Origin of the sequence: Plantibacter sp. ME-Dv--P-095 (assembly GCF_030209365.1) — a bacterium.
In the GTDB taxonomy this organism is placed as follows: Bacteria; Actinomycetota; Actinomycetes; order Actinomycetales; family Microbacteriaceae; genus Plantibacter.
Map to the genome: position 1 here is coordinate 316,824 of NZ_JARVSB010000009.1, position 18,789 is coordinate 335,612.

General features: G+C 69.8%; 17 protein-coding genes. 8 read left to right on the forward strand and 9 right to left on the reverse strand.

Going from position 1 to position 18,789, the window contains the following annotated elements; all coding sequences use genetic code 11:
* Window positions 1–151 precede the first annotated feature (151 nt).
* Together QRN26_RS13625 and QRN26_RS13630 are read left to right on the forward strand one after the other, a co-directional pair.
* Window positions 152–1,072 (forward strand): polysaccharide pyruvyl transferase family protein, encoded by a 921-nt coding sequence (locus QRN26_RS13625; protein WP_056781687.1) that lies wholly within the window; start codon window positions 152–154, stop codon window positions 1,070–1,072.
* A gap of 3 nt (window positions 1,073–1,075) precedes the next feature.
* The gene (locus tag QRN26_RS13630) at window positions 1,076–2,212 is read left to right on the forward strand and encodes a hypothetical protein (RefSeq protein WP_056781685.1); all 1,137 of its coding nucleotides are present in this window, start codon (window positions 1,076–1,078) and stop codon (window positions 2,210–2,212) included.
* An 87-nt stretch (window positions 2,213–2,299) separates the two neighbouring features.
* Here the strand turns inward: QRN26_RS13630 and QRN26_RS13635 are convergent, their stop codons facing one another.
* Window positions 2,300–3,403 carry a glycosyltransferase family 4 protein gene (locus QRN26_RS13635; RefSeq protein WP_285037204.1) on the reverse strand — a complete coding sequence of 368 codons (1,104 nt, stop codon included), beginning with the start codon at window positions 3,401–3,403 and terminating at the stop codon, window positions 2,300–2,302.
* Window positions 3,403–4,470: a glycosyltransferase gene (locus QRN26_RS13640; RefSeq protein WP_285037205.1), complete on the reverse strand. Its 1,068-nt coding sequence runs from the start codon at window positions 4,468–4,470 to the stop codon at window positions 3,403–3,405. The genes QRN26_RS13635 and QRN26_RS13640 overlap by 1 nt, the downstream gene beginning before the upstream one ends.
* Window positions 4,471–4,603: 133 nt before the next feature.
* Between QRN26_RS13640 and QRN26_RS13645 the strand changes: the two genes are divergently transcribed.
* Together QRN26_RS13645 and QRN26_RS13650 are read left to right on the forward strand one after the other, a co-directional pair.
* Window positions 4,604–5,206 (forward strand): acyltransferase, encoded by a 603-nt coding sequence (locus QRN26_RS13645; protein ID WP_285037206.1) that lies wholly within the window; start codon window positions 4,604–4,606, stop codon window positions 5,204–5,206.
* Between the two features lie 73 nt (window positions 5,207–5,279).
* A complete protein-coding gene (locus QRN26_RS13650; protein ID WP_285037207.1) occupies window positions 5,280–6,125 on the forward strand; it encodes a glycosyltransferase family 2 protein in 846 nt (281 codons plus the stop codon).
* 42 nt (window positions 6,126–6,167) lie between these two features.
* Here QRN26_RS13650 and QRN26_RS13655 read toward each other — a convergent pair whose 3' ends face one another.
* Window positions 6,168–6,719 carry an acyltransferase gene (locus QRN26_RS13655; RefSeq protein WP_285037208.1) on the reverse strand — a complete coding sequence of 184 codons (552 nt, stop codon included), beginning with the start codon at window positions 6,717–6,719 and terminating at the stop codon, window positions 6,168–6,170.
* A gap of 77 nt (window positions 6,720–6,796) precedes the next feature.
* On the opposite strand from QRN26_RS13655, the gene QRN26_RS13660 reads away from it, so the two are divergent.
* Both QRN26_RS13660 and QRN26_RS13665 read left to right on the forward strand, forming a co-directional pair.
* Window positions 6,797–7,642, forward strand: coding sequence for a glycosyltransferase family 2 protein (locus QRN26_RS13660; RefSeq protein ID WP_285037209.1), 846 nt, complete (start codon window positions 6,797–6,799; stop codon window positions 7,640–7,642).
* Between the two features lie 7 nt (window positions 7,643–7,649).
* The gene (locus tag QRN26_RS13665) at window positions 7,650–8,930 is read left to right on the forward strand and encodes a lipopolysaccharide biosynthesis protein (protein WP_285037210.1); all 1,281 of its coding nucleotides are present in this window, start codon (window positions 7,650–7,652) and stop codon (window positions 8,928–8,930) included.
* Between the two features lie 34 nt (window positions 8,931–8,964).
* On the opposite strand, the gene QRN26_RS13670 is transcribed toward QRN26_RS13665, so the two are convergent.
* Window positions 8,965–9,954, reverse strand: a complete 990-nt coding sequence (locus tag QRN26_RS13670) for a glycosyltransferase family 2 protein (protein ID WP_285037211.1) — start codon at window positions 9,952–9,954, stop codon at window positions 8,965–8,967.
* A 73-nt stretch (window positions 9,955–10,027) separates the two neighbouring features.
* On the opposite strand from QRN26_RS13670, the gene QRN26_RS13675 reads away from it, so the two are divergent.
* A complete protein-coding gene (locus QRN26_RS13675; protein WP_285037212.1) occupies window positions 10,028–11,122 on the forward strand; it encodes a glycosyltransferase family 4 protein in 1,095 nt (364 codons plus the stop codon).
* Window positions 11,123–11,183: 61 nt separating this feature from the next.
* On the opposite strand, the gene QRN26_RS13680 is transcribed toward QRN26_RS13675, so the two are convergent.
* From QRN26_RS13680 to gmd, 5 genes are all read right to left on the reverse strand, one after another.
* On the reverse strand, window positions 11,184–13,703 hold the full coding sequence (locus QRN26_RS13680; protein WP_285037213.1) for a glycoside hydrolase family 65 protein: 2,520 nt from the start codon (window positions 13,701–13,703) through the stop codon (window positions 11,184–11,186).
* Window positions 13,700–14,542, reverse strand: a complete 843-nt coding sequence (locus QRN26_RS13685; protein ID WP_502927551.1) for an HAD family hydrolase — start codon at window positions 14,540–14,542, stop codon at window positions 13,700–13,702. The genes QRN26_RS13680 and QRN26_RS13685 overlap by 4 nt, the downstream gene beginning before the upstream one ends.
* Window positions 14,543–14,629: 87 nt before the next feature.
* Window positions 14,630–15,817, reverse strand: a complete 1,188-nt coding sequence (locus QRN26_RS13690) for a DegT/DnrJ/EryC1/StrS family aminotransferase (protein ID WP_285037214.1) — start codon at window positions 15,815–15,817, stop codon at window positions 14,630–14,632.
* Entirely contained in the window at window positions 15,814–16,749 is a 936-nt protein-coding gene (locus QRN26_RS13695; RefSeq protein ID WP_285037216.1) for an NAD-dependent epimerase/dehydratase family protein, read from the reverse strand. The genes QRN26_RS13690 and QRN26_RS13695 overlap by 4 nt, the downstream gene beginning before the upstream one ends.
* A gap of 5 nt (window positions 16,750–16,754) precedes the next feature.
* A complete protein-coding gene (gene gmd / locus QRN26_RS13700) occupies window positions 16,755–17,786 on the reverse strand; it encodes a GDP-mannose 4,6-dehydratase (protein ID WP_056781665.1) in 1,032 nt (343 codons plus the stop codon).
* 90 nt (window positions 17,787–17,876) lie between these two features.
* On the opposite strand from gmd, the gene QRN26_RS13705 reads away from it, so the two are divergent.
* Window positions 17,877–18,764, forward strand: coding sequence for a glycosyltransferase family 2 protein (locus QRN26_RS13705; RefSeq protein WP_285037217.1), 888 nt, complete (start codon window positions 17,877–17,879; stop codon window positions 18,762–18,764).
* Window positions 18,765–18,789 lie beyond the last annotated feature (25 nt).

Here is an 18,789-nt window from a genome sequence, read left to right on the forward strand (position 1 = left end):
TGACGGGAGGGGCGAGCAGCCTGCGGCGCTCGGCGGGACCGCCGACCTTGTCGTGGACCGATCCGTGCAGTATATTAGCATACAAGATGTGGAGTGCGGTGTTCCAGTCTTCGATCCTCCCCTCTCCCGAACCCCACCCGAATGGAGCAACATGTCCTATCTCGAGACCATGCGCAGCCGCGCCGAGGCAGCGTTCGTCCACCTGCACCGAGGCGTCACCGAGCTGCACTTCACCCAGTTCCCCGACCACAAGAACGCCGGAGACTCTGCCATCGCGTTGGCGCAGGCGAAGTTCTGGCGGGATCACCGCATCGACGTGCGGACCACCTCGAGCGTCGGCACCATGCCGAGGCGCGTGCGCGACTCCGCCATCCCCGTCCTCATCCAGGGCGGCGGCAACCTCGGAGGCCTGTACCCCGTCCTCAACGAGTCGCGGTACGACCTCGCCGAGCACCTCCCGCGTGAAACGCTCCTCATCCAAGCCCCCCAGTCGGTCGTCTTCCCGGAACCGTCCGACCAGGAGGCGTTCGTCCGACGGTTCGCCTCCCGCCGCCGACTCCGGGTGGCCGTGCGCGACCAGGCCTCCTTCGACCTCGTCCGCGACCACGTCGACGACCTCACGCTCTCCCCCGACGCCGTCCACCTCCTGGGCGCCATCGTCGCCCCGGAACCGACGCAGGGCAGGATCGTGATCGCGCGGACGGACGACGAGACCGCAGGGAGACCGGTCGGCTCCAGGAGCACCGACTGGCGCGCGGACCCCGTGGACCTGCGGGCCCACGAGTGGCTCGGGTGGCGGGCGGCGAAGTACCCGATGCTGAAGCCGCTCCTGGAGAGCAGCCAGGAGGCGTGGATGCGACGGGCCGAACGCCGATTCGCCGCGGCCGTCCGGACCATCGCCAGCGGCGAGACGGTCGTGACCGATCGCCTGCACGCCATGCTCATCGCACTCCAGATGGGACGCCCGGTCATCGCGATCGACAACAACAACCGGAAGCTCTCGAACTACGCGGAGACGTGGTTCGGTGACCTCCAACCCCCGCTCACCTTCGTGCGGTCCTTCACCGGCTGACCCATGCGCACGCCTATCGAGACACGTGCCAGCGCGGAGCCCCGGTCCCCCGACGCGACCCCCAGACCGACCGACGAGCACAGCCTCATCGGCGGCGGGGTGTTCGTGGTCGCCTCCCTCATCGCGCTCGCCTGGGTGGCGGCCGACCGCCCCGGGCTCCCCTCGCACTTCTCGAACGACGAGGGCACCATCATCAATGTCAATCGGGGCACCTTCGCCGACGCGGACGCGTCGTTCCAGCTCATCGCGGCGGTCTACCGATGGCTCGGACTCGCCGAGCTGCCGGCGCTCGCCGCCATGCTCGGGGTGCTGAGCTACCTGCTCGCGCTCACGCTGGCGCTTCGGAAGACCCAGGTGTCGTCAGCCGGCTGGCTGGACTGGGGGATCATCGTCAGCTGCGTCGCCCTCGCCGCGATCTATCACGGTGCCTACACGAAGGACCTCCTGACGATGGGCGTCGTGCTCGTCATCGTCCTCTGCCGTGGGAGCCGGATCCTGAGCGAGCTTGCGCCGATCCTCGCGATGCTGCTGTATGCGGAGGCCTTCCGCACCTACTGGTTCCTCGTCGCCGGCGTCTTCGTCGCCCTTCGACTCGTGCTGCGTCTGCGGCGCGGCTGGGTGACCACCCTCGTGGTGATCCTCATGCTCTACGCCGTACTCGCCGTCGTCTTCCCGCAGTTCGTCGGTGTCGACCTCGACCACTTCCGTCACACGGTGAACGAATACCGGAGCAATGCGTCCGTGAACACCCTGATCACCCAGTTCGTCCCAGGCACGGGCCCGGTCTTCGGCTTCGTCAACAGCGTGCTGACCTTCGGCTCCTTCATCGTGCCGATCCCCCTACTGTTCCGGGGCGGCGCGATCTATCTCATCGTCGCGGTCCTGCTCATCGTGATCTGGGTGTCCCTCCTCGTCGCGATCCGATCCGCCCGCCGTCGTGCTGACGCCGGCTCGCCGGCACTGACGCCGTTCCAGAACCGCCTGCTCGCCTCGCTGCTCGCCTTCCTCATCGTGCAGTCGATCTTCGAGCCCGACTACGGCTCGTTCCTCCGCCACCTCACCCCGATGCTCGTCGTCGCCGTGTGCCTCCTCCTGAGCCTCAGGCCAGGAGGCTCGGCGAGGCCGCCGAGTCTCGGGTGACCACACGAACGGCCCGCTCACGCATGACGCGCGAGCGGGCCGTTCCGTCGGGTCGTCCGTCCGGCCAGGCTGCCGACGGACCGGCGCTCAGCGGCGGCTGACCACCGTGGCGGCCTGACGGACATCCGCCGCGACACGAGCCCACGACATCGAACCCGATGCCGCCGCCCTTCCGGCCTCGGAGAGCGCCCTCGCGAACTCCTCGTCGGTGAGCACCGACGCCATCGCGTCCGCGAGCGCGGTCGGCGTCACGTTGGTCGCGACGATCGCTGAACCGGAGGCGGTCGCCTGCTCGGCGAGTCCACCGACCGGGGTCACGACGGCGGGGACGCCGAGCGCCATGGTGTACGCGAGGACGCCGGACTGGCTCGCCTCGGTGTAGGGCAGGAGGGCCAGGTCGAACCCGCCGACGACGCCTTCGATCTCATCCTGCGCGACCCAGCGGTTCTGGACCTCGTCGTCCTCATGCCGCAGTGCGGCGACCGATTCGTCGGCCCCGGATCCCACGACGCGGAACCGGACCCGGATCCCACGCGACCGGAGTTCCGCGATGGCCCGGATGCCGAGGTCGAGACCCTTGTACGCGGAGAGTCGGCCGAAGAACCCGACGACCGGGACCTCGGAGGACCCGACCGTTCGGGCGGCGCGGCCGGGGTCGACGCGGTACGCGGCGTGGACGGTCTCGTGGATCCGGTCGGTCGGGAAGGCGCCGAGCGAGGCCAGTTGTGCGGCGACGGCGTTCGAGAACACGACGGCCCCGTCCGCGACGCCGCGTTCCACGCGACGCAGCAGATGCTCGATCCCCGAGTGGTCGCCGGGGTGCATCGTCGCATCGTGGACGCAGAGCAAGGTACGCCGTCGGCCGAGCCGGAACACCGGGGCGACCACACCCTGCCAGAGATGTTCCATCGCGATCACCACGACGTCGACCCGATGCCGCCGGAGGAAGCGGTCGAGCCCGACCGTCGCGACCAGGAGACGCGGGAGACCGAGGAGCGCGCCACGTCGGTCGCGATAGGTGCGGACCCCGAATGCAGGCACGCCGAGTCCGGTGAACCGTTCCGCGATCTCCGCGTCGAGCGAGTAGGAGACGACGATCGAGGCGCCATCCTCTTGGAGCGCCTGTGCGAGCTCCTGGGCGAAGAGCGGCCCTGCACCGGTGCGTCCCCAGTGGACGACGGCGATGCGCATCAAGCGACCTGCGGGACGCGGTAGGCGTCGGCGAGGGCGAGCTGCTGGTGGGCGGGGGTGTGATCGCGCAACCGCTCCGTCCAGCCGGCCCTGTTCGCGGCAGCCCAGGCGGCGAACGCCTCGGGTCCGGCGTGTCGGCTGACGATCATCGTCTCGAGCCCGCCCTCGATGGTGAGGGCGTCCGGGAGGTCGCCGAAGGCGTCGATCCGTCGTACGAGGGTCGGGACGCCGGCTTGGACGGCTTCGAGCACGGCGAGCGGGAAGCCCTCCCAGGCAGCGGTGTGCAGATAGACGTCGCTCTGGGCGAGTCGGGAGGAGACCTCGGGGTGCGGGATCCAGCCGGTGACCTGGACACCCGCGCGGCGGAGGCGGTCGGCCTCGTCGTCCGGCCCTCCGCCCATCCACACCGGCTCGACCGCCAGGCCGCGTTCGCGGATCGACGCCGCCGCGGACGCGAAGCGCGCGGGATCCTTCTGCGGTGCAAGGCGTCCGAGACTCGTGACGCGAAGCGGACGGTGCGCCTCGACCTCGGGGCGGTGCGCGTTCCGCTCGGCGCGCTCGAGCACGTTCGGCACGAGGACGACCCGGGGCCCGAACGGACCACGGCGATCGGACCGGGCCGCCTCGCCCTCCGAGCATGCGGCGATCGTCTCGACGTTGAAGGACAACAGCCACTCCACGCCGCGATAGACGCTGCGACCGAGCGCGGAGATGTCCGTCCGCTCGAACGCGTAGCAGTGCGGGGTGTACACGATCCGCGTCCGAGCGGAATTCCGCAGGGCGAGTCGCGCGTACGCACCCGCAAAGCTCGAGTGTGCGTGGACGATGTCCGGCCGGAGGGCCCGGCGCGCCCGACGGATCGCGACGAGCGCCGGCAGGTGCCCTCCCGCCATCCGACGAACCGAGCGGAAGGTACCCGCCACGGGGACGTCGGCGGGCGCGCCGTCGGGCGCCGCGAAGAGGAGATGATGCTCGACCTCCGGCGGGGAGTTGCGGACGTAGGCCTCGATGGCGACGGGAATACCGCCGGCGTAGCAGTCGGTCACGTGCAGGACGGTCGTGGTCATAGCGGATCTCTCGGGTTCGGGACCGTCGCACCGACGGCGAATTCAGTATATGACATTTCAGCTGTTGCGGACACTTACAGATCCATCTAATATATGAACCGTTCATTCTTCACCATCACCCAAGGGGAGCCTCGTGCCCGCACCGTTCCGCCGCCTCGCCGCAAGCACCCGGCAGCTCGCCGCCAACGGTGCGGGGCTCCTCCGTGCAGCGCTCCTCCTCTGGCTGCTGGCCGGGACGATGCCGACGCTCGCGATCTTCGAAGGTCGCGCCCCGTCCCTTCGCATCATCGGAACGTTCCGCGCCGGACGTCGACTCAAGATGCGCTCGGTCACCGCGCGGTCGGCGCTGTCCACGGGACCGGCCGGAGAACTGATCCTCGGAGACCGCGTCTTCATCAACCAGGGGACGGTGATCCACGCGGAGCACTCCGTCCGGATCGGCGACCGCGTGGCGATCGGGGACGGCGTCCGCATCTACGACACCGGATTCCACCCCGTCCGACCCGGCCAGGCCACGAAGACGGACCCGGTCGTCATCGAGGACGACGTGTGGATCGCCGCCGGCGCGACGATCCTGAGCGGCGTCACCATCGGCCGCGGGGCGGTCATCGGAGCAGGTGCCGTCGTGACGCGATCCGTGCCCGCCGGCTCGCTCGTCGCCGGGCCATCGGCGACCGTCATCGATCGCTTCTCCGTCCCCGAGGGCTATCGGCGCTTCGGCACATCATCCGTCTGAGAGATATATCTCATCTTGTATTCATCCGGTCCAGATGGAAGAGTTGGGTCCCCGCCCAGTCCCCCGGAGGCCCGTGTACTCGATCGTCATCCCCTGCCGTAACGGTGCAGACACCCTCGCCCACCAACTCGACGCCCTGCTCGCACAGCGGCACGCCTCCGACATCGAGGTCATCGTCGCCGACAACGGCTCGACCGACGACACCGCGGAACTCGTGCGGCGATACCGGGATCGCGACGCACGCGTCCACCTCGTCGAGGCAGGCCTTCGCCCGGGCATCAATCACGCCCGGAACATCGGTGTCCGCGCGTCCCACGGGTCCGTCGTCCTCCTGTGCGACGCCGACGACGTCGTGCAACCCGGCTGGCTCGACGCCCACGCCCGGGCGTTCGAAGCCGGAGCCGACTGCACCGGAGGACCGCTCGTTCGAACCCTGCCGGACGGCACGATCGTCGGGCGGTCCGAGGCAGTCAGTACGGTGCACGACTTCCATCCCTGGCCACCGGGAGCGAATTGCGGGTTCCGGCGGTCCGTGTTCGACCACATCGGCGGATTCGACGAGACGCTGCGCGGAGGCGGCGACGAGACGGACTTCTTCTGGCGGGCCGCCGAGGCGGGCCATCTGACGACAGCCGCACCCGGCGCCCTCGTGGAGTACCGCCTCCGCGACGGCCTCGGGAGCGTCGCACGCCAGTTCTTCGGCTACGGCAGGGGCACGGTGCGACTGTTCCTCCGGCATCGCGCTCGGGGCATGCCGCGGTCGATCGGCTGGGAACTCCCGATCGTCATCGTCGTGGCGGTCGCAGGGCTGGTCACCTCAGGACCTCGGAGCGCTCGTCGGCGCCGCAGCGTCGAGCGCCTCGCCTCCCGCGCCGGGCGGCTCACGGAGAGCCTGCGATCGAGGACGTGGTACCTCTGACGACGGCGGATCACCACGCCGCGCGGCCGACGCGCGGGGTGGTCACCACCACCAGACCTTGTTCCGACGGGCGTCGAGGCGATAGGCGTCGACGCGAGGACGATCGGCGAGGGGCTTCGCCGGCACCCCGCCCACCATGGTCCAGGCCGGTACGTCCTTCGTGACGACCGCACCGGCGGCGACGACCGCGCCCTCACCGATGGACACACCGGGCAGGATGATGGACCGCGCGTTGATCCACGCTCGGTCACCGATGCGCACCGGAGCCGACTCGTATGCGAACACCGGCGAGGCACTGTCGTGCTGGGCGGTCCAGATCTGCGCGCCGCTGTTGATGCTCACGTGGGAGCCCACGGTGAGCCCACCGCGGGCATCGAGCGTGACGTCCTCCGCGATGAAGCAGTCGGCTCCGAGCGAGAGGCGACGGGCACCCCGAACCTGGAGTCCGTGGTGGATCGCGCATCCGGCACCGATCACCGCACCCCAGGACCGCAGTGCCGCCAGACGGACGGCGTTATTGGGAACGCCGGAGGCCAGTCGTAGGACGACCACCTCGGCGGACCCGACGATCAGCCCGAGTGGCTTTCTCAACATTTGTGCTCCCCGCTCAAACTTGTGAATAAGACATTAGAATACTAGCATACGAGTATCCATCCCGATCGGAGCCCATCGTGTTGTCCATCGTCATCCCCTGCCGGAACGGCGCCCAGACGCTCGGCGCGCAGCTCGACGCCCTCCTCGCTCAGGAGAGCGACGAGGTGTTCGAGGTCGTCGTCGCAGACAACGGCTCGACCGACTCGACGGCGGCGCTCGTCCGGGACTACCGTCACCGCGACGCCCGCATCCGACTCGTCGACGCCGGTGGCCGGCCGGGCATCAACCACGCCAGGAACACCGGCGTCGCGGCATCACGCGGGTGGGCGGTGCTGCTCTGCGACGCGGACGACGTCGTCCGGCCCGGGTGGCTCGCCGCACATGCCCGGGCCCTCACCGCCGGTGCCGAGTGCGTGGGCGGGGCGGTCGACCGACGCCTCCCGGACGGACGACTGGTCGCACACGACTCGGGCGTCTACCGCGCCCTGTGGGACATCCCCTGGCCCATCGGAGCCAATTGCGGATTCACCCGGCGGGTGTACGAGCTGGTGGGCGGGTTCGACGAGTCGTTCGCCGGTGGCGGCGATGAGACCGACTTCTTCTGGCGGGCGGCGCGGCTCGGTGCGGAGACGGTGGCCGTTCCGGACGCGGTCGTCGACTACGCCCTCCGTGGCGAGCTCCGCTCGGTCGCGAAACAGTTCTTCGCCTATGGCCGCGCGAACGTGCGGCTGTACGCGAGCCACCGCTCCGCGGGCATGCCACGATCACGCTGGTGGTCACTGCCCGCCGCCGTCGGCTCCGGTGTCCTCCTGCTCCTCACGAGCACACCGTCGAGCCTCCGGCGACGACGAGCCGTCGAGCGTCTGGCCTCCCGAGCCGGCCGGGTCGCGGAGAGTCTGCACAGCCGGACGCTCTACCTGTGAGCCGGCGATGATCCACCTCGCCTGGTCCATCCTCGAGCGCATCCTCCCCCGGGTGGCCTCTGCACTGATCATGCTCGTCCTGGCGGCGATCGTCGCGCCGTCCGTCGTCGGCATGTACGCCTGGATGGTCCTGGCACTCACCCTCGTGCAGACCGTCGGCGACACGGCCGCGCGGCAGACCGCCGTCGTGCACGCCGGAACCGAGGGCGGGGACCGCTTCGTCCGACGATTCCGCGGGTGGTCCGCCGGGGTCGGCGGTGGGCTCCTGGCCGCGACCGTCGTCGCCCTGTCCCTGACCCAGACCGGCCCCGACCGATGGCAGGCGATCGCGCTGACGCCCTTCGTCCTCGTGCCGAGCTGTTCGGCGATCGGTCTCGACGCGCTGGTCCGGCTGCAACGGGCCGGACGGTGGAAGCGCATCGCGTCCTCCCAGGCCTGGTCGTCGACCGCTTCACTCCTCTGCAGCGTGCCGATCCTGGTGATGACGCAGTCCCTGCTCGCGAGCGCGATCCAGGCCACGCTCGCCGAGGCCGGGTTCGCCCTCCTCAACCGTCGGCACGCTGCACGCGCTGCGCCCACCGGGACCGACGACGCCAGGCCGGGCACAGCGACCACGACCGTGTTCCGCGACTACCTGCACACCGCACTGTTCGCGCTCCTCGGTTGGGGCCAGGGGCAGACCGACCGCGTCTCGATCGGCGCGTTGGCGGGCGACGCCAGGCTGGGACAGTACGCCTTCGCCATGTCCCTGTCGCGCAGCGTGGGCGACGCCGCGGCACTGGCCACGATCAACGTCATCCGTCCGGTCCTCGTCGGGGCGGCGCGCAGCGGACGCGGTTCCGAGCTCGTCGGGCTCGCCGAGCGCTCGCTCCGCCGCTCCCTCGCCGTATCCGTCCTGGCGGCGGTCCTGACGACGGTCGGCGCACAGCTCCTCGTCGCCCCGTTCCTCGCCGAAGCCTGGGATCCGGCCCTCGCCCTCGTCCCCGTCCTCGCGTTGGCGGTCGCCCCGTCCGTGGTCGCGTGGACGGTCACGGCCATCCTCCAGGCGGAGAGCCGGATGCGCTGGGCGAGTCCGATCAAGGCGATCGGCGTACTGCTGTCGCTGCCCATCGGCGTCGTCGCCGTGCACGACCTCGAACTCGCGGCGTGGCTCGTGAACGCTCGAGAGCTCGTCGTGATGGGCCTCCTCCTCGTCGCCGCGCGCCACCGGGCTCCGTGGCGAGGCGGTCTCCTCGCCCTCGGTGTGGTGCTCGTCGGTGCTGCCCTCCTGCTGCTCACGGGCGCCTGACGACGAGGCCGACAGCCACCCGGAGGCGCCGCACTCAGGCAGGCTGGAGCAGGTCGCGCGCGATGTCCAACACGCCCTGACTCGCGTACCGCTGGTACTCGCCGCGTGGCGCGCGGAGCAGCACGGGCAGGATCCGTCGCCACCTGGCCGACGGCAGATCGGCACGGAAGCCTTCGAAGGCGGCCTTCGCCCCGACGGCCCCCGGATCGGCGAGCGGCGCTGATCCCCCTGCGGTGGCGAGCCAGGCGGCGAGGCCGACCATGCGATCCGCGATGTCGCGGTTCCGCTGCCGCCCGGGTTGCAGGAGACGCGAGACCTTGTACCGCAGCGTCGGCTCGACGACACCGATCTGATTCGCGCCGTGCTGGCGGTAGTCGACGAGCGGCTCGTCCAGCAGTTCGATCGGACCCCGCGACGCGGCGACGATGGCCAGCCACTCGTCGTGGACCCAGGGCGACGGGAACGGAGCCGCCGCGTCGAAGACCTCCCGACGGAACATCACCGTCGCGCCGGTCACGAGGTTGCGCCGGAGGAGGACGTCGAACGCATCGCCGGAGCGGATGCGCTGCCGCTCCTCGGAACCGATGGACAGCGACGCGAAGAGCGTCGTCCCGAGCGGCGACCCGTCCGCACCGACGAGCCGGGCGTCGGAGCACACCAGCTGGAGTTCCGGGCGGGCGTCGAAGGCCGCGAGCGCCCGCTCGACCCGGTCGGCCCGCCAGACGTCGTCCTGATCGGAGAGGACCACGAGCTCACCGACGGTCGCCCGGATGGCGCCCTCGAAGTTCCGCGTGACGCCGAGCGCCTCAGGGTTCCGCAGGAATCTGACGGGGATCGGCGACACCGCGGCGAACCGCTCGACGATCGCGGGCGTCCCGTCGGTCGACCCGTCGTCGCTGACCACGATCTCGCGTGGGAGCACCGTCTGCGCGGTGATGCCGGCCAGTTGTTCCGCGAGGTACGCCTCGCCGTTGTAGGTGCAGAGCGCCACGGAGACCCGCTCGTCGACTGGCGCTTGTGGCATGGACCCGCTCCTCACCGCTCACCGGACCGCCCACCAGCCTATCCCGCTCGTCCCGCTGCTATCCTCGTGCCTTATGCCCCGCGTAGCCGTCGACCTCCTGTCCTACACCGGCACGAAGGGCGGTATGGAGACCTACGCCCGCGAGCTGTACCGCGAGATCGGTCGGCAGGGGAGCGAATTCGAGTTCGTGGGGCTCATCAGCTCGGAGGGCTACCGGCTCGACCACTCCTGGTTCCCCGGCGAGATGGTGGACACGGGCATCAGCGGGGAGAACCGCTTCGTCTGGGCGTTCGGCGAACTGTTCCAGGTGGCCCGCCAGGCACGACGACACGGCGCGGACCTCATGCACTCCCCCGCGACGCTCGGCCCCGCCCGGTCGTCGATGCCGTCGGTCGTCACCATGCACGACATGCTCTACTGGAGCAATCCCGAACTCATGACCACGCCGCTGTACACCGCCCCGGTCAAGGTCATGGAACGGCTCACCTCGAGGAACGCCACCCGGGTCCTCACCATCAGCGAGGTGTCCCGCGCGGAGATCGAGAAGTACCTCCGCGTGCCCCGGGAGCGTATCGACCTGGTGCCGCTCGCCGGCACGATGCCCACCATCGACGGCGACCGCGAGCCCGACCAGGAACGCCCCTACGTCCTCGCGACGGGCAACCGACGCCCGCACAAGAACTGGGCGAGCCTGATCCGCGCGCTGCCGCTCCTCGCCGAACACGAACGCCCGCACCTCGTGATCACCGGAAGCCACGGGGAGGACCCCTTGCAGGCCGTCGTGGAGGAGACCGGCATGCAGGACTGGGTCGAGCTGCGGGGCTGGCTCACGAGCGAGGAGCTCGGCGAGCTCTACCGGCGCGCGACGATCATGGCGATGCCCTCGTTCGTCGACGGGTTCAGTCTTCCGGCGCTCGAGTCGATGATGGTCGGTCTCCCGGTGATGATGAGCGACATCCCCGTCTACCACGAGGTCTGCGGCGACGCCGCGCTCTACCTCGACCCGAACTCCCTCGACAGCATCGCCGGCGTCATGCGCACCGCGGTGACCCGGCCCGACGAGATGCAGCGGCTGGCCGAGGCCGGACTCGAGCAGGCGAAGCGGTTCTCCTGGGAGCGCACCGCCACCGAGACCCTGGAGACCTTCCGCGCGGCACTCCGGGCGTAACGCCGCGACCGGCCCGGCGGACGGACCCGCCGAAGCGGTCGTCCACCGAGCCGGTCATCGGTTACTCGGACTGCGGCTGGATGATCGGGATGGACTCGGTGTCCGCGGGGCCGAGCGCGATCGTCGGCATCGACACGGTGATGAGCGATCCGTCGGCGCGACGGCTGCCCTCGATGTCGCTGGCGCTCGGCTCGCCGACGAGGTGCGGGCCCTGGTTGTCGAGCGGGACCGTCACCGTGGTGCCGGCCTCGACGAGGACGTCGCCGCCGGCGACGACGAACGACGCGGAGTCGCCCTCCTCGACGGTGAAGCGCATCTCGGTGCGACGGACGGAGATCCGCACCCGCGTCTCCTTGACGGTGAGGCGGAAGGTGATCCCCTGCCAGTCCACCGGGAGCCGCGGCGAGAACGAGATGACGCCGCCGTGGTCGCGCATGCCGGCGAAGCCCAGCACGAGTGCACTCCACACGCCACCGGTCGACGCGACGTGCACGCCGTCCGGGGTGTTGCGGTGCAGGTTCGCGAGGTCGACGAAGAGCGCCGACCAGAAGTACTTCAGCGCGAGTCGCTGATACCCGACCTCCGCGGCGATGATCGACTGCACGACCGCCGACAGGGTCGAGTCGCCCGTGGTCAGCGGGTCGTAGTAGTCGAAGTCGGCGAGCTTCTCCTCGTCGGTGAAGTGGTCGCCCTGCAGGAGCAGCGCCAGCACCACGTCCGCCTGCTTGAGCACCTGGAACCGGTAGATGACGAGCGGGTGGAAGTGCAGCAGCAGCGGCAGGTGCTCCGGCGGCGTGTGGTCGAGGTCCCACAGTTCCTTCTCGAGGAACTGGGCGTCCTGCGGGTGGATGCCGAGCCGCTTGTCGAACGGGATGTGCATGTGCTCGGCGGCGCGCTGCCACTCGGCGATCTCGGCGTCGTCCAGCGACAGCCGCGAGACGAGGCGACCGAAGGACGCCGGGTCGTCGGCCCGCAGGCGCTCGACGGCTTCGACCGCCGACAGCAGGTTCGACCGCGCCATCACGTTCGTGTAGAGGTTGTCGTTCACCACCGTCGTGTACTCGTCCGGGCCCGTGACCCCGTAGATGTGGAACGAGTCCTTGCCGTTGGCCCGCCAGAAGCCGAGGTCGGCCCACATGCGCGCCGTCTCGACGAAGATGTCGACGGCGCCCCTGGCGAGGAAGTCCTCGTCGCCGGTCGCCGCGACGTACTGCCGAAGGGCATAGGAGATGTCGGCGTCGATGTGGTACTGCGCCGTACCGGCGGCGTAGTACGCGGACGACTCGAGCCCGTTGATCGTCCGCCAGGGGAACAGCGCGCCGTGCTGGTTGAGCTCGGTGGCGCGGGAGCGGGCGGCGTCCAACATGTTCTGGCGGAACCGCAGGGCGTTCCTGGCCACGAGCGGTGCGGTGTAGCTGAGGAACGGGAGGACGTAGATCTCGGTGTCCCAGAAGTAGTGGCCGCCGTATCCCGAGCCGGAGACGCCCTTGGCCGCGACGCCGCCACCGTCGGTGCGTGCGGTCGCCTGAGCCAGCTGGAAGAGGTTCCACCGGGTCGCCTGCTGGACGGCCGGCTGCCCGTGGACCTCGACGTCCGAGCGCGCCCAGAAGTCCTCGAGCCAGAGCTCCTGGTTGCGGATGGCGGACTCGATGCCGTTCTCGCCCGAGCGGTCGAGCGTGCGTGCGCAGCGGTCGGCGAGCTCCTTCGGCGGGACGGCGTTCGAGGTGTGGTAGCTGATGATCTTCGTGAGCTTCGTCGGGACACCGGCGCGGCCGCGGATCGTGTAGACGTGCTTCGCGAGGTCGGCCTCGATGTGCGTCGAGACCTCGTACTCGTTGTCGGTCTCGATGGTGTGGTCGGCACCCGCGACGATCGTCATGCCGGAGTTCGTCGTCTGGTAGCCGAGCATCGCACGCGGGCCGTCGATGAGCTTGTACCGAGGCTGGAGCACACGCTCGGTGAGGGATTCGGCCTTGCGCGGGTCGCCCATGCCGGGCTCCGGGGCGTTCGTGAGGTAGTCGTCCTGGCGGTCCTGCCGGTTGATGATCTGGCTGGAGAGCACGAGTGAGGCGTCGGCGTCGAGGAGCGTGACCTCGTAGTCGAGGACCGCGAGGTGGCGGTCCGTGAAGGAGACCATGCGCCGGGAACGGATGTGCACCCGCTTGCCGGAGGGCGTCCGCCACTCGAGTTCACGGCTGAGGACACCCGTCTTGAAGTCGAGGCGGCGTTCGAAGCTCAGGAGGTCGGCGTCGTTCAGGATCAGCGGCTCGTCGTCGACGTAGAGGCGGACGACCTTCGTGTCGGGCGCGTTGACGATCGTCTGACCGACGCGGGCGAAGCCGAACGCCTCCTCCGCGTGGCGGATCGGCCAGGTCTCGTGGAATCCGTTGATGAACGTGCCGTGGACGTGGCCGTCGCGGCCCTCCTCGACGTTGCCGCGGAAGCCGAGGTAGCCATTGCCGAGCGCGAACAGGGTCTCGGTCGTGCCCTCGTCGTCCGCGTCGACGTGCGTCTCGACGAGCGCCCAGTCGTCGAGCGGGAACCGGTGGCGGTCGAGCGGGTCGCTGGTGATGTGGTTCATACCTGGTCCTCGGAGGGGTCGTGGGGGGCCGTGGGGGTCTGGGGTGTGGTCGATGCGGCCGCCAGCAGCGGGGCGACGAGCTCGTCGAGGTCGTCGACCACGACGTCCGCACCGGCGTCGATCAGGGCCTGATGTCCGATCCCGCGGTCGACCCCGAGCACGAGCCCGAAGTCGCCGCTGCGACCGGCCTGGACGCCGGAGTGCGCGTCCTCGACGACGACGCATTCGGCGGGCGAGCACCCGAGGAGACGACCGGCCTCGACGTAGGTGTCGGGCGCAGGCTTCCCCGCGATCCCCTCGTGCGCGGCGACGACGCCGTCCATGACCACCCCGAAGCGGTCGCGCAACCCGGCAGCCCGGAGCACGACCTCCGCGTTCTTGGAACTGGACACGACCGCCACCTGGAGCCCCGCGCGCTCGACGGCGTCGAGGAAGGCGACGGACCCGGGATAGGGGGCGATCCCGTCCTCCTCGAGGACGGCCGTGAACACCGAGTTCTTCCGGTTGCCGAGGCCGCAGACGGTCTCGAGCTCCGGAGCGTCCGTCGGCGACCCCTCCGGGAGCACGATGCCGCGGGAGGCGAGCATCGCCCGCACCCCGTCGTAGCGCGGCTTGCCGTCGATGTACTGGAAGTAGTCGGCGTCCGTGTAGGGCTCGGCGATCCCGCGCGCGGCGAGCTCCGCGGAGAAGAGCTTCGCCCACGCGTGCATGTGGATCTCGGCGGTCGGGGTGATGACGCCGTCGAGATCGAACAGCACCGCTTTCACGGAGAGCAGCCGCGCGGCCGCCTCGGGAAGGCTCAGGATGTCGTTCGTGGGCGCGTCGATCGGCTGGGTCACGGTGCACAGTCCTCGTCGGTCGGGGGAAGAGGTGGACGGTGGAACGGAAGCTGCTGCGGACCGGTGGGACGACCGCGCAGACCCAGCCTAGGAGAGTTTGGCCACCGTGTCGTACACGCGGTCGATACCCGCGTGGACCGGGAAGTGGTGGTTGCCCACGAAGAGTCCGTCGTCGTGGATCTTGTCCGCCGCGGGGAGCTCGGCGGGCACCTTGGCGTCGAGGTACTTCATGACCGGGTTCTTCGTGAAGTTCCCGGCGACGATGGGACGCGACTCGATCCCCGCTGCCGCGAAGGCCCGCACGAGTTCCGAACGGCGACCGGCGAGGGACCCCTCGAGGACGAGGGAGAAGCCGAACCAGCTGCTCTCGCCCTGCTCCCGCTGGATGCGCACGGAGTCGAGGTCGGCGAACCGCTCCGTCCAGTACGCGGCGTTCTCACGGCGGCCCGCGATGAGCGACGGGACCTTCTGGATCTGCTCGATCCCGATGGCACCCGACATCTCCAGTGGACGGACGTTGTACCCGGGCAGGACGAAGCGGAAGAGGTCGTCCCACTCGTCGCCGGACTTGTCGTGGACCGCGTTGTGCTCGGGGAGACCACGCGTCCAGCCGTGGGCGCGGAGGGAGATGAGCATCTGCGCCGTGGCCTCGTCGTCGGTCAGGATCATCCCGCCCTCCATCGTGGAGATGTGGTGGGAGAAGAAGGCGCTGAACGTCCCCATCGAACCGACGGTGCCGGCGAAGCGGCCGTCGTCCTTCGCGCCGAGGGATTCGCAGTTGTCCTCGATGAGCAGCAGCCCGTGTCGCTCGGCGAGTGCCGTGAGCGCGGCGAAGTCGTTGGGGTTGCCGAGCAGGTTGACCGCGAAGATGGCCTTGGTGCGCGGGGTGATCGACGCTTCGGCGAGGCTGAGGTCCATGTTGAGCGTGTCGACGTCGATGTCGACGAAGCTCGGGATGAGCCCGTACTGCTGGAGCGGGTAGTAGGTCGTGGCCCACGACACCGCGGGGACGAGCACCTCGTCGCCGGCCTGGAGGTCGACGCGCTCGTCGAGGACGGCGGCGGCGATCGCGAGGAGGTTCGCGCTCGATCCGGAGTTGACCATGACACCGAACCCGGCGCCGAAGGCACTGGCGAAGTCGCGCTCGAACTGGGCGACGAGCGGCCCCATCGTGAAGCGCCCGCTGTCGACGACGCGCTGGATGGCGGCGTACTCGGCCGCGTCCCAGGAGGAGGTGGCGAGGGGGAAACCGGAGTCGAAGGTGTCGTCGGTCATGATGTCTGGGGCTCCTGAGCTTCGAGATAGGCGTGGTAGCTCGCGGCGACGCCGGCTGCGAGCGGGGTGGTGGGGTTCCAGTCGAGCGCGCGGGCCGCGGCCGAGTCGAGGAGGCGCTGATGCACGCCGGAGGGCTTGGAGGCGTCGTAGCGGAACCGGCCCGTGAACCCGGCCGCGCGGCCGGCGGCCTCGTAGTACTCGGTGATGCTGTGGTCGACGCCGGGCCCGAGGTTCAGCGTGACCGGCCATGCGGCGAGTGAACCGAGTTGGCCGACGAGCCAGGCGGCGAGGTCCGGCGTGTAGGTGAACTCGCGACGGGCGGTGCCGTCGCCCCACACCTCGACCTCGTCGCTGCCGCTCGTGACGGCGGCGTGGACCTTGCCGAGGGCGGCCGCGATGAGATGCGCCTGCCCGTGCGTGTAGTCGTCGCCCGGACCGTACAGATTGCTCGGCACAGCGGCCCGATAGGCGAAACCGTACTGACGACTCGCGTACTCGCACAGCTTCGTTCCGGCGATCTTCGCGAGCGCGTAGCCCTCGTTGGCGCCCTCGAGGGTGCCGCGGAGGAGCGCATCCTCGCCGATCGGCTGCGGCAGTCCCTCCGGGTAGATGGCGGCACTCGACACGTACAGCAGTTCAGGGACACCCGCGGCGATGGCGCCACTGATGACCGAGGTGTCGATCAGCAGGTTGTCGAGGAGGAAGTCGGTGGGGCGCTGGAGCTTCGCCTGGATGCCGGCGACCTTGGCCGCCGTGTGCACGATCGCGTCCGGTCTCGTCCGCTCGATGAGCGCCGCGACCGCCGCCCGGTCCGTGAGGTCGGCGTCCGCACGGGTCGCCACGACGAGCTCGTCGTCCGGGCGGAGCGTCGGCCAAACCTCGGCGATGCTCGAGCCGAGCATGCCGGCGCCACCGGTGAGGAGGACGCGCACCGCGCCTAGACCTCCGCGGTGTCGATGTACGGCTTGCCGGACGCGGCGAGCTCGGCGACGTCGGAGTCGACCATGATCTGGGCGAGGCGAGGCGGCAGCACCTTCGGGGTCCATCCGAGGATCGACTCCGCCTTGGCGTAGTCGCCGATCAGGGCGTCGACCTCGGTGGGTCGGAGGTAGCGCTCGTCGAACTTGACGTACTTCTCCCAGTCGAGGTCGAGGCGTTCGAAGGAGAACTGCAGGAAGTCCTTGACCGTGTACGCCGTGTTCGTGGCGAGCACGAAGTCGGCCGGCTCGTCCGCCTGCAGCATCCGCCACATGCCCTCGACGTAGTCCGGCGCGTATCCCCAGTCGCGGACGGCGTCGAGATTGCCCATGTAGAGGAAGTCCTGCTGGCCGGCGGCGATCCGTGCGGCGGCGCGCGTGATCTTCCGGGTCACGAAGGTCCCGCCGCGGCGGGGCGACTCGTGGTTGAAGAGGATGCCGTTGACGGCGAACATGCCGTAGGCCTCGCGGTAGTTGCGCGTGATCCAGTACGAGTAGACCTTCGCGACGCCGTAGGGCGAGCGCGGGTAGAACGGCGTCTCCTCGTTCTGCGGCGGCGGGGTCGCCCCGAACATCTCCGAGCTCGACGCCTGGTAGAAGCGGCAGTGCAGGCCGACCTGTCGGATGGCCTCGAGCAGACGCACGGTGCCGATGCCGGTCGTGTCGCCGGTGTACTCGGGCTCGTCGAAGCTCACCCGCACGTGCGACTGGGCGGCGAGGTTGTAGACCTCGTCCGGCTGGATCTCCGCCAGGAGGGTGGCGAGGCGTGAGCCGTCGGCCAGGTCGGCGAAGTGCAGCTGCAGGCGGGGCGAACCGTCGTGGGTCGCCTCGGGGTCGTAGATGTGGTCGATGCGACCCGTGTTGAAGGTCGACGCACGGCGCACGAAGCCGTGCACCTCGTAGCCCTTCGCGAGCAGCAGCTCGGCGAGGTAGCTGCCGTCCTGGCCGGTGATACCGGTGATGACGGCTTTCTTCACGGGGGTCTCAGTCATGGGGTTCCGCTCTGGATCGATGCGTCTGTTCGGGCCGGGAGATCGTCGAAGAATTCCGCACTGCCCGAGAATCGTTGCTAGCTTACCGGAGTGACGCTCGACATCATGATGCCCTTCTACGGCCGCTTCGACCACTTCCGGTCGGCGGTGGAGAGCGTCCTCGCGCAGTCCGACCCCGACTGGACGCTGACGATCGTCGACGACGTCTACCCGGACCTCGCGCCCGGTGAATGGGCCGTCGCCCTCGGCGATCCGCGCATCACCTACCTGCGCAACGAGGTGAACCTCCGACCGTCGAAGAACTACCGCAAGTGCGTCTCCCTGATGACCGGTGAGTTCTCCGTCATCATGGGGTGCGACGACGTGATGCAGCCGAACTACGTCCGCCGTGTGCGCGAGCTCATCGCGGCCTTCCCCGACGCGTCGATCATCCAGCCGGGGGTGGCCGTCATCGACGAGCACGGTGGGCCCTCCACGCCGCTGGCCGATCGGATCAAGGCGATGTACCGCTTCTCCGGCACCGGTGCCCGTGAATACCGGGGCGAGCCGCTCGCGACGAGCCTGCTGCGCGGGAACTGGACGTACTTCCCCTCGCTCGTCTGGCGGGTCGAGGCGCTCCGGAAGCACGAGTTCCGGCTCGACCTCGACGTCGTGCAGGACCTCGCCATGCTCCTCGAGATCACGAAGGACGGCGGCAGCCTCGTCCTCGACGACGAGGTCTGCTTCTCCTACCGTCGGCACTCGCAGAGCGTGTCCGCCGTCACCGGCCCCGACGGGTCGAAGTTCCGGCAGGAGCGGACCCTCTTCGGCGAGGCAAGACGAGACCTCTCGGCCAGGGGCTGGAACCGCGCCGCCCGAGCTGCCGCCAACCACTGGACCTCCCGCGCCAACGCCCTCAGCGAACTGCCCGCCGCCCTCCGTGCCCGCAACGCGAGTGGACGCCGCGCGCTCCTCGAGCACGTGTTCGCGCGCGTCTGACGCGGCCCCACCTCCCGGACGCCGC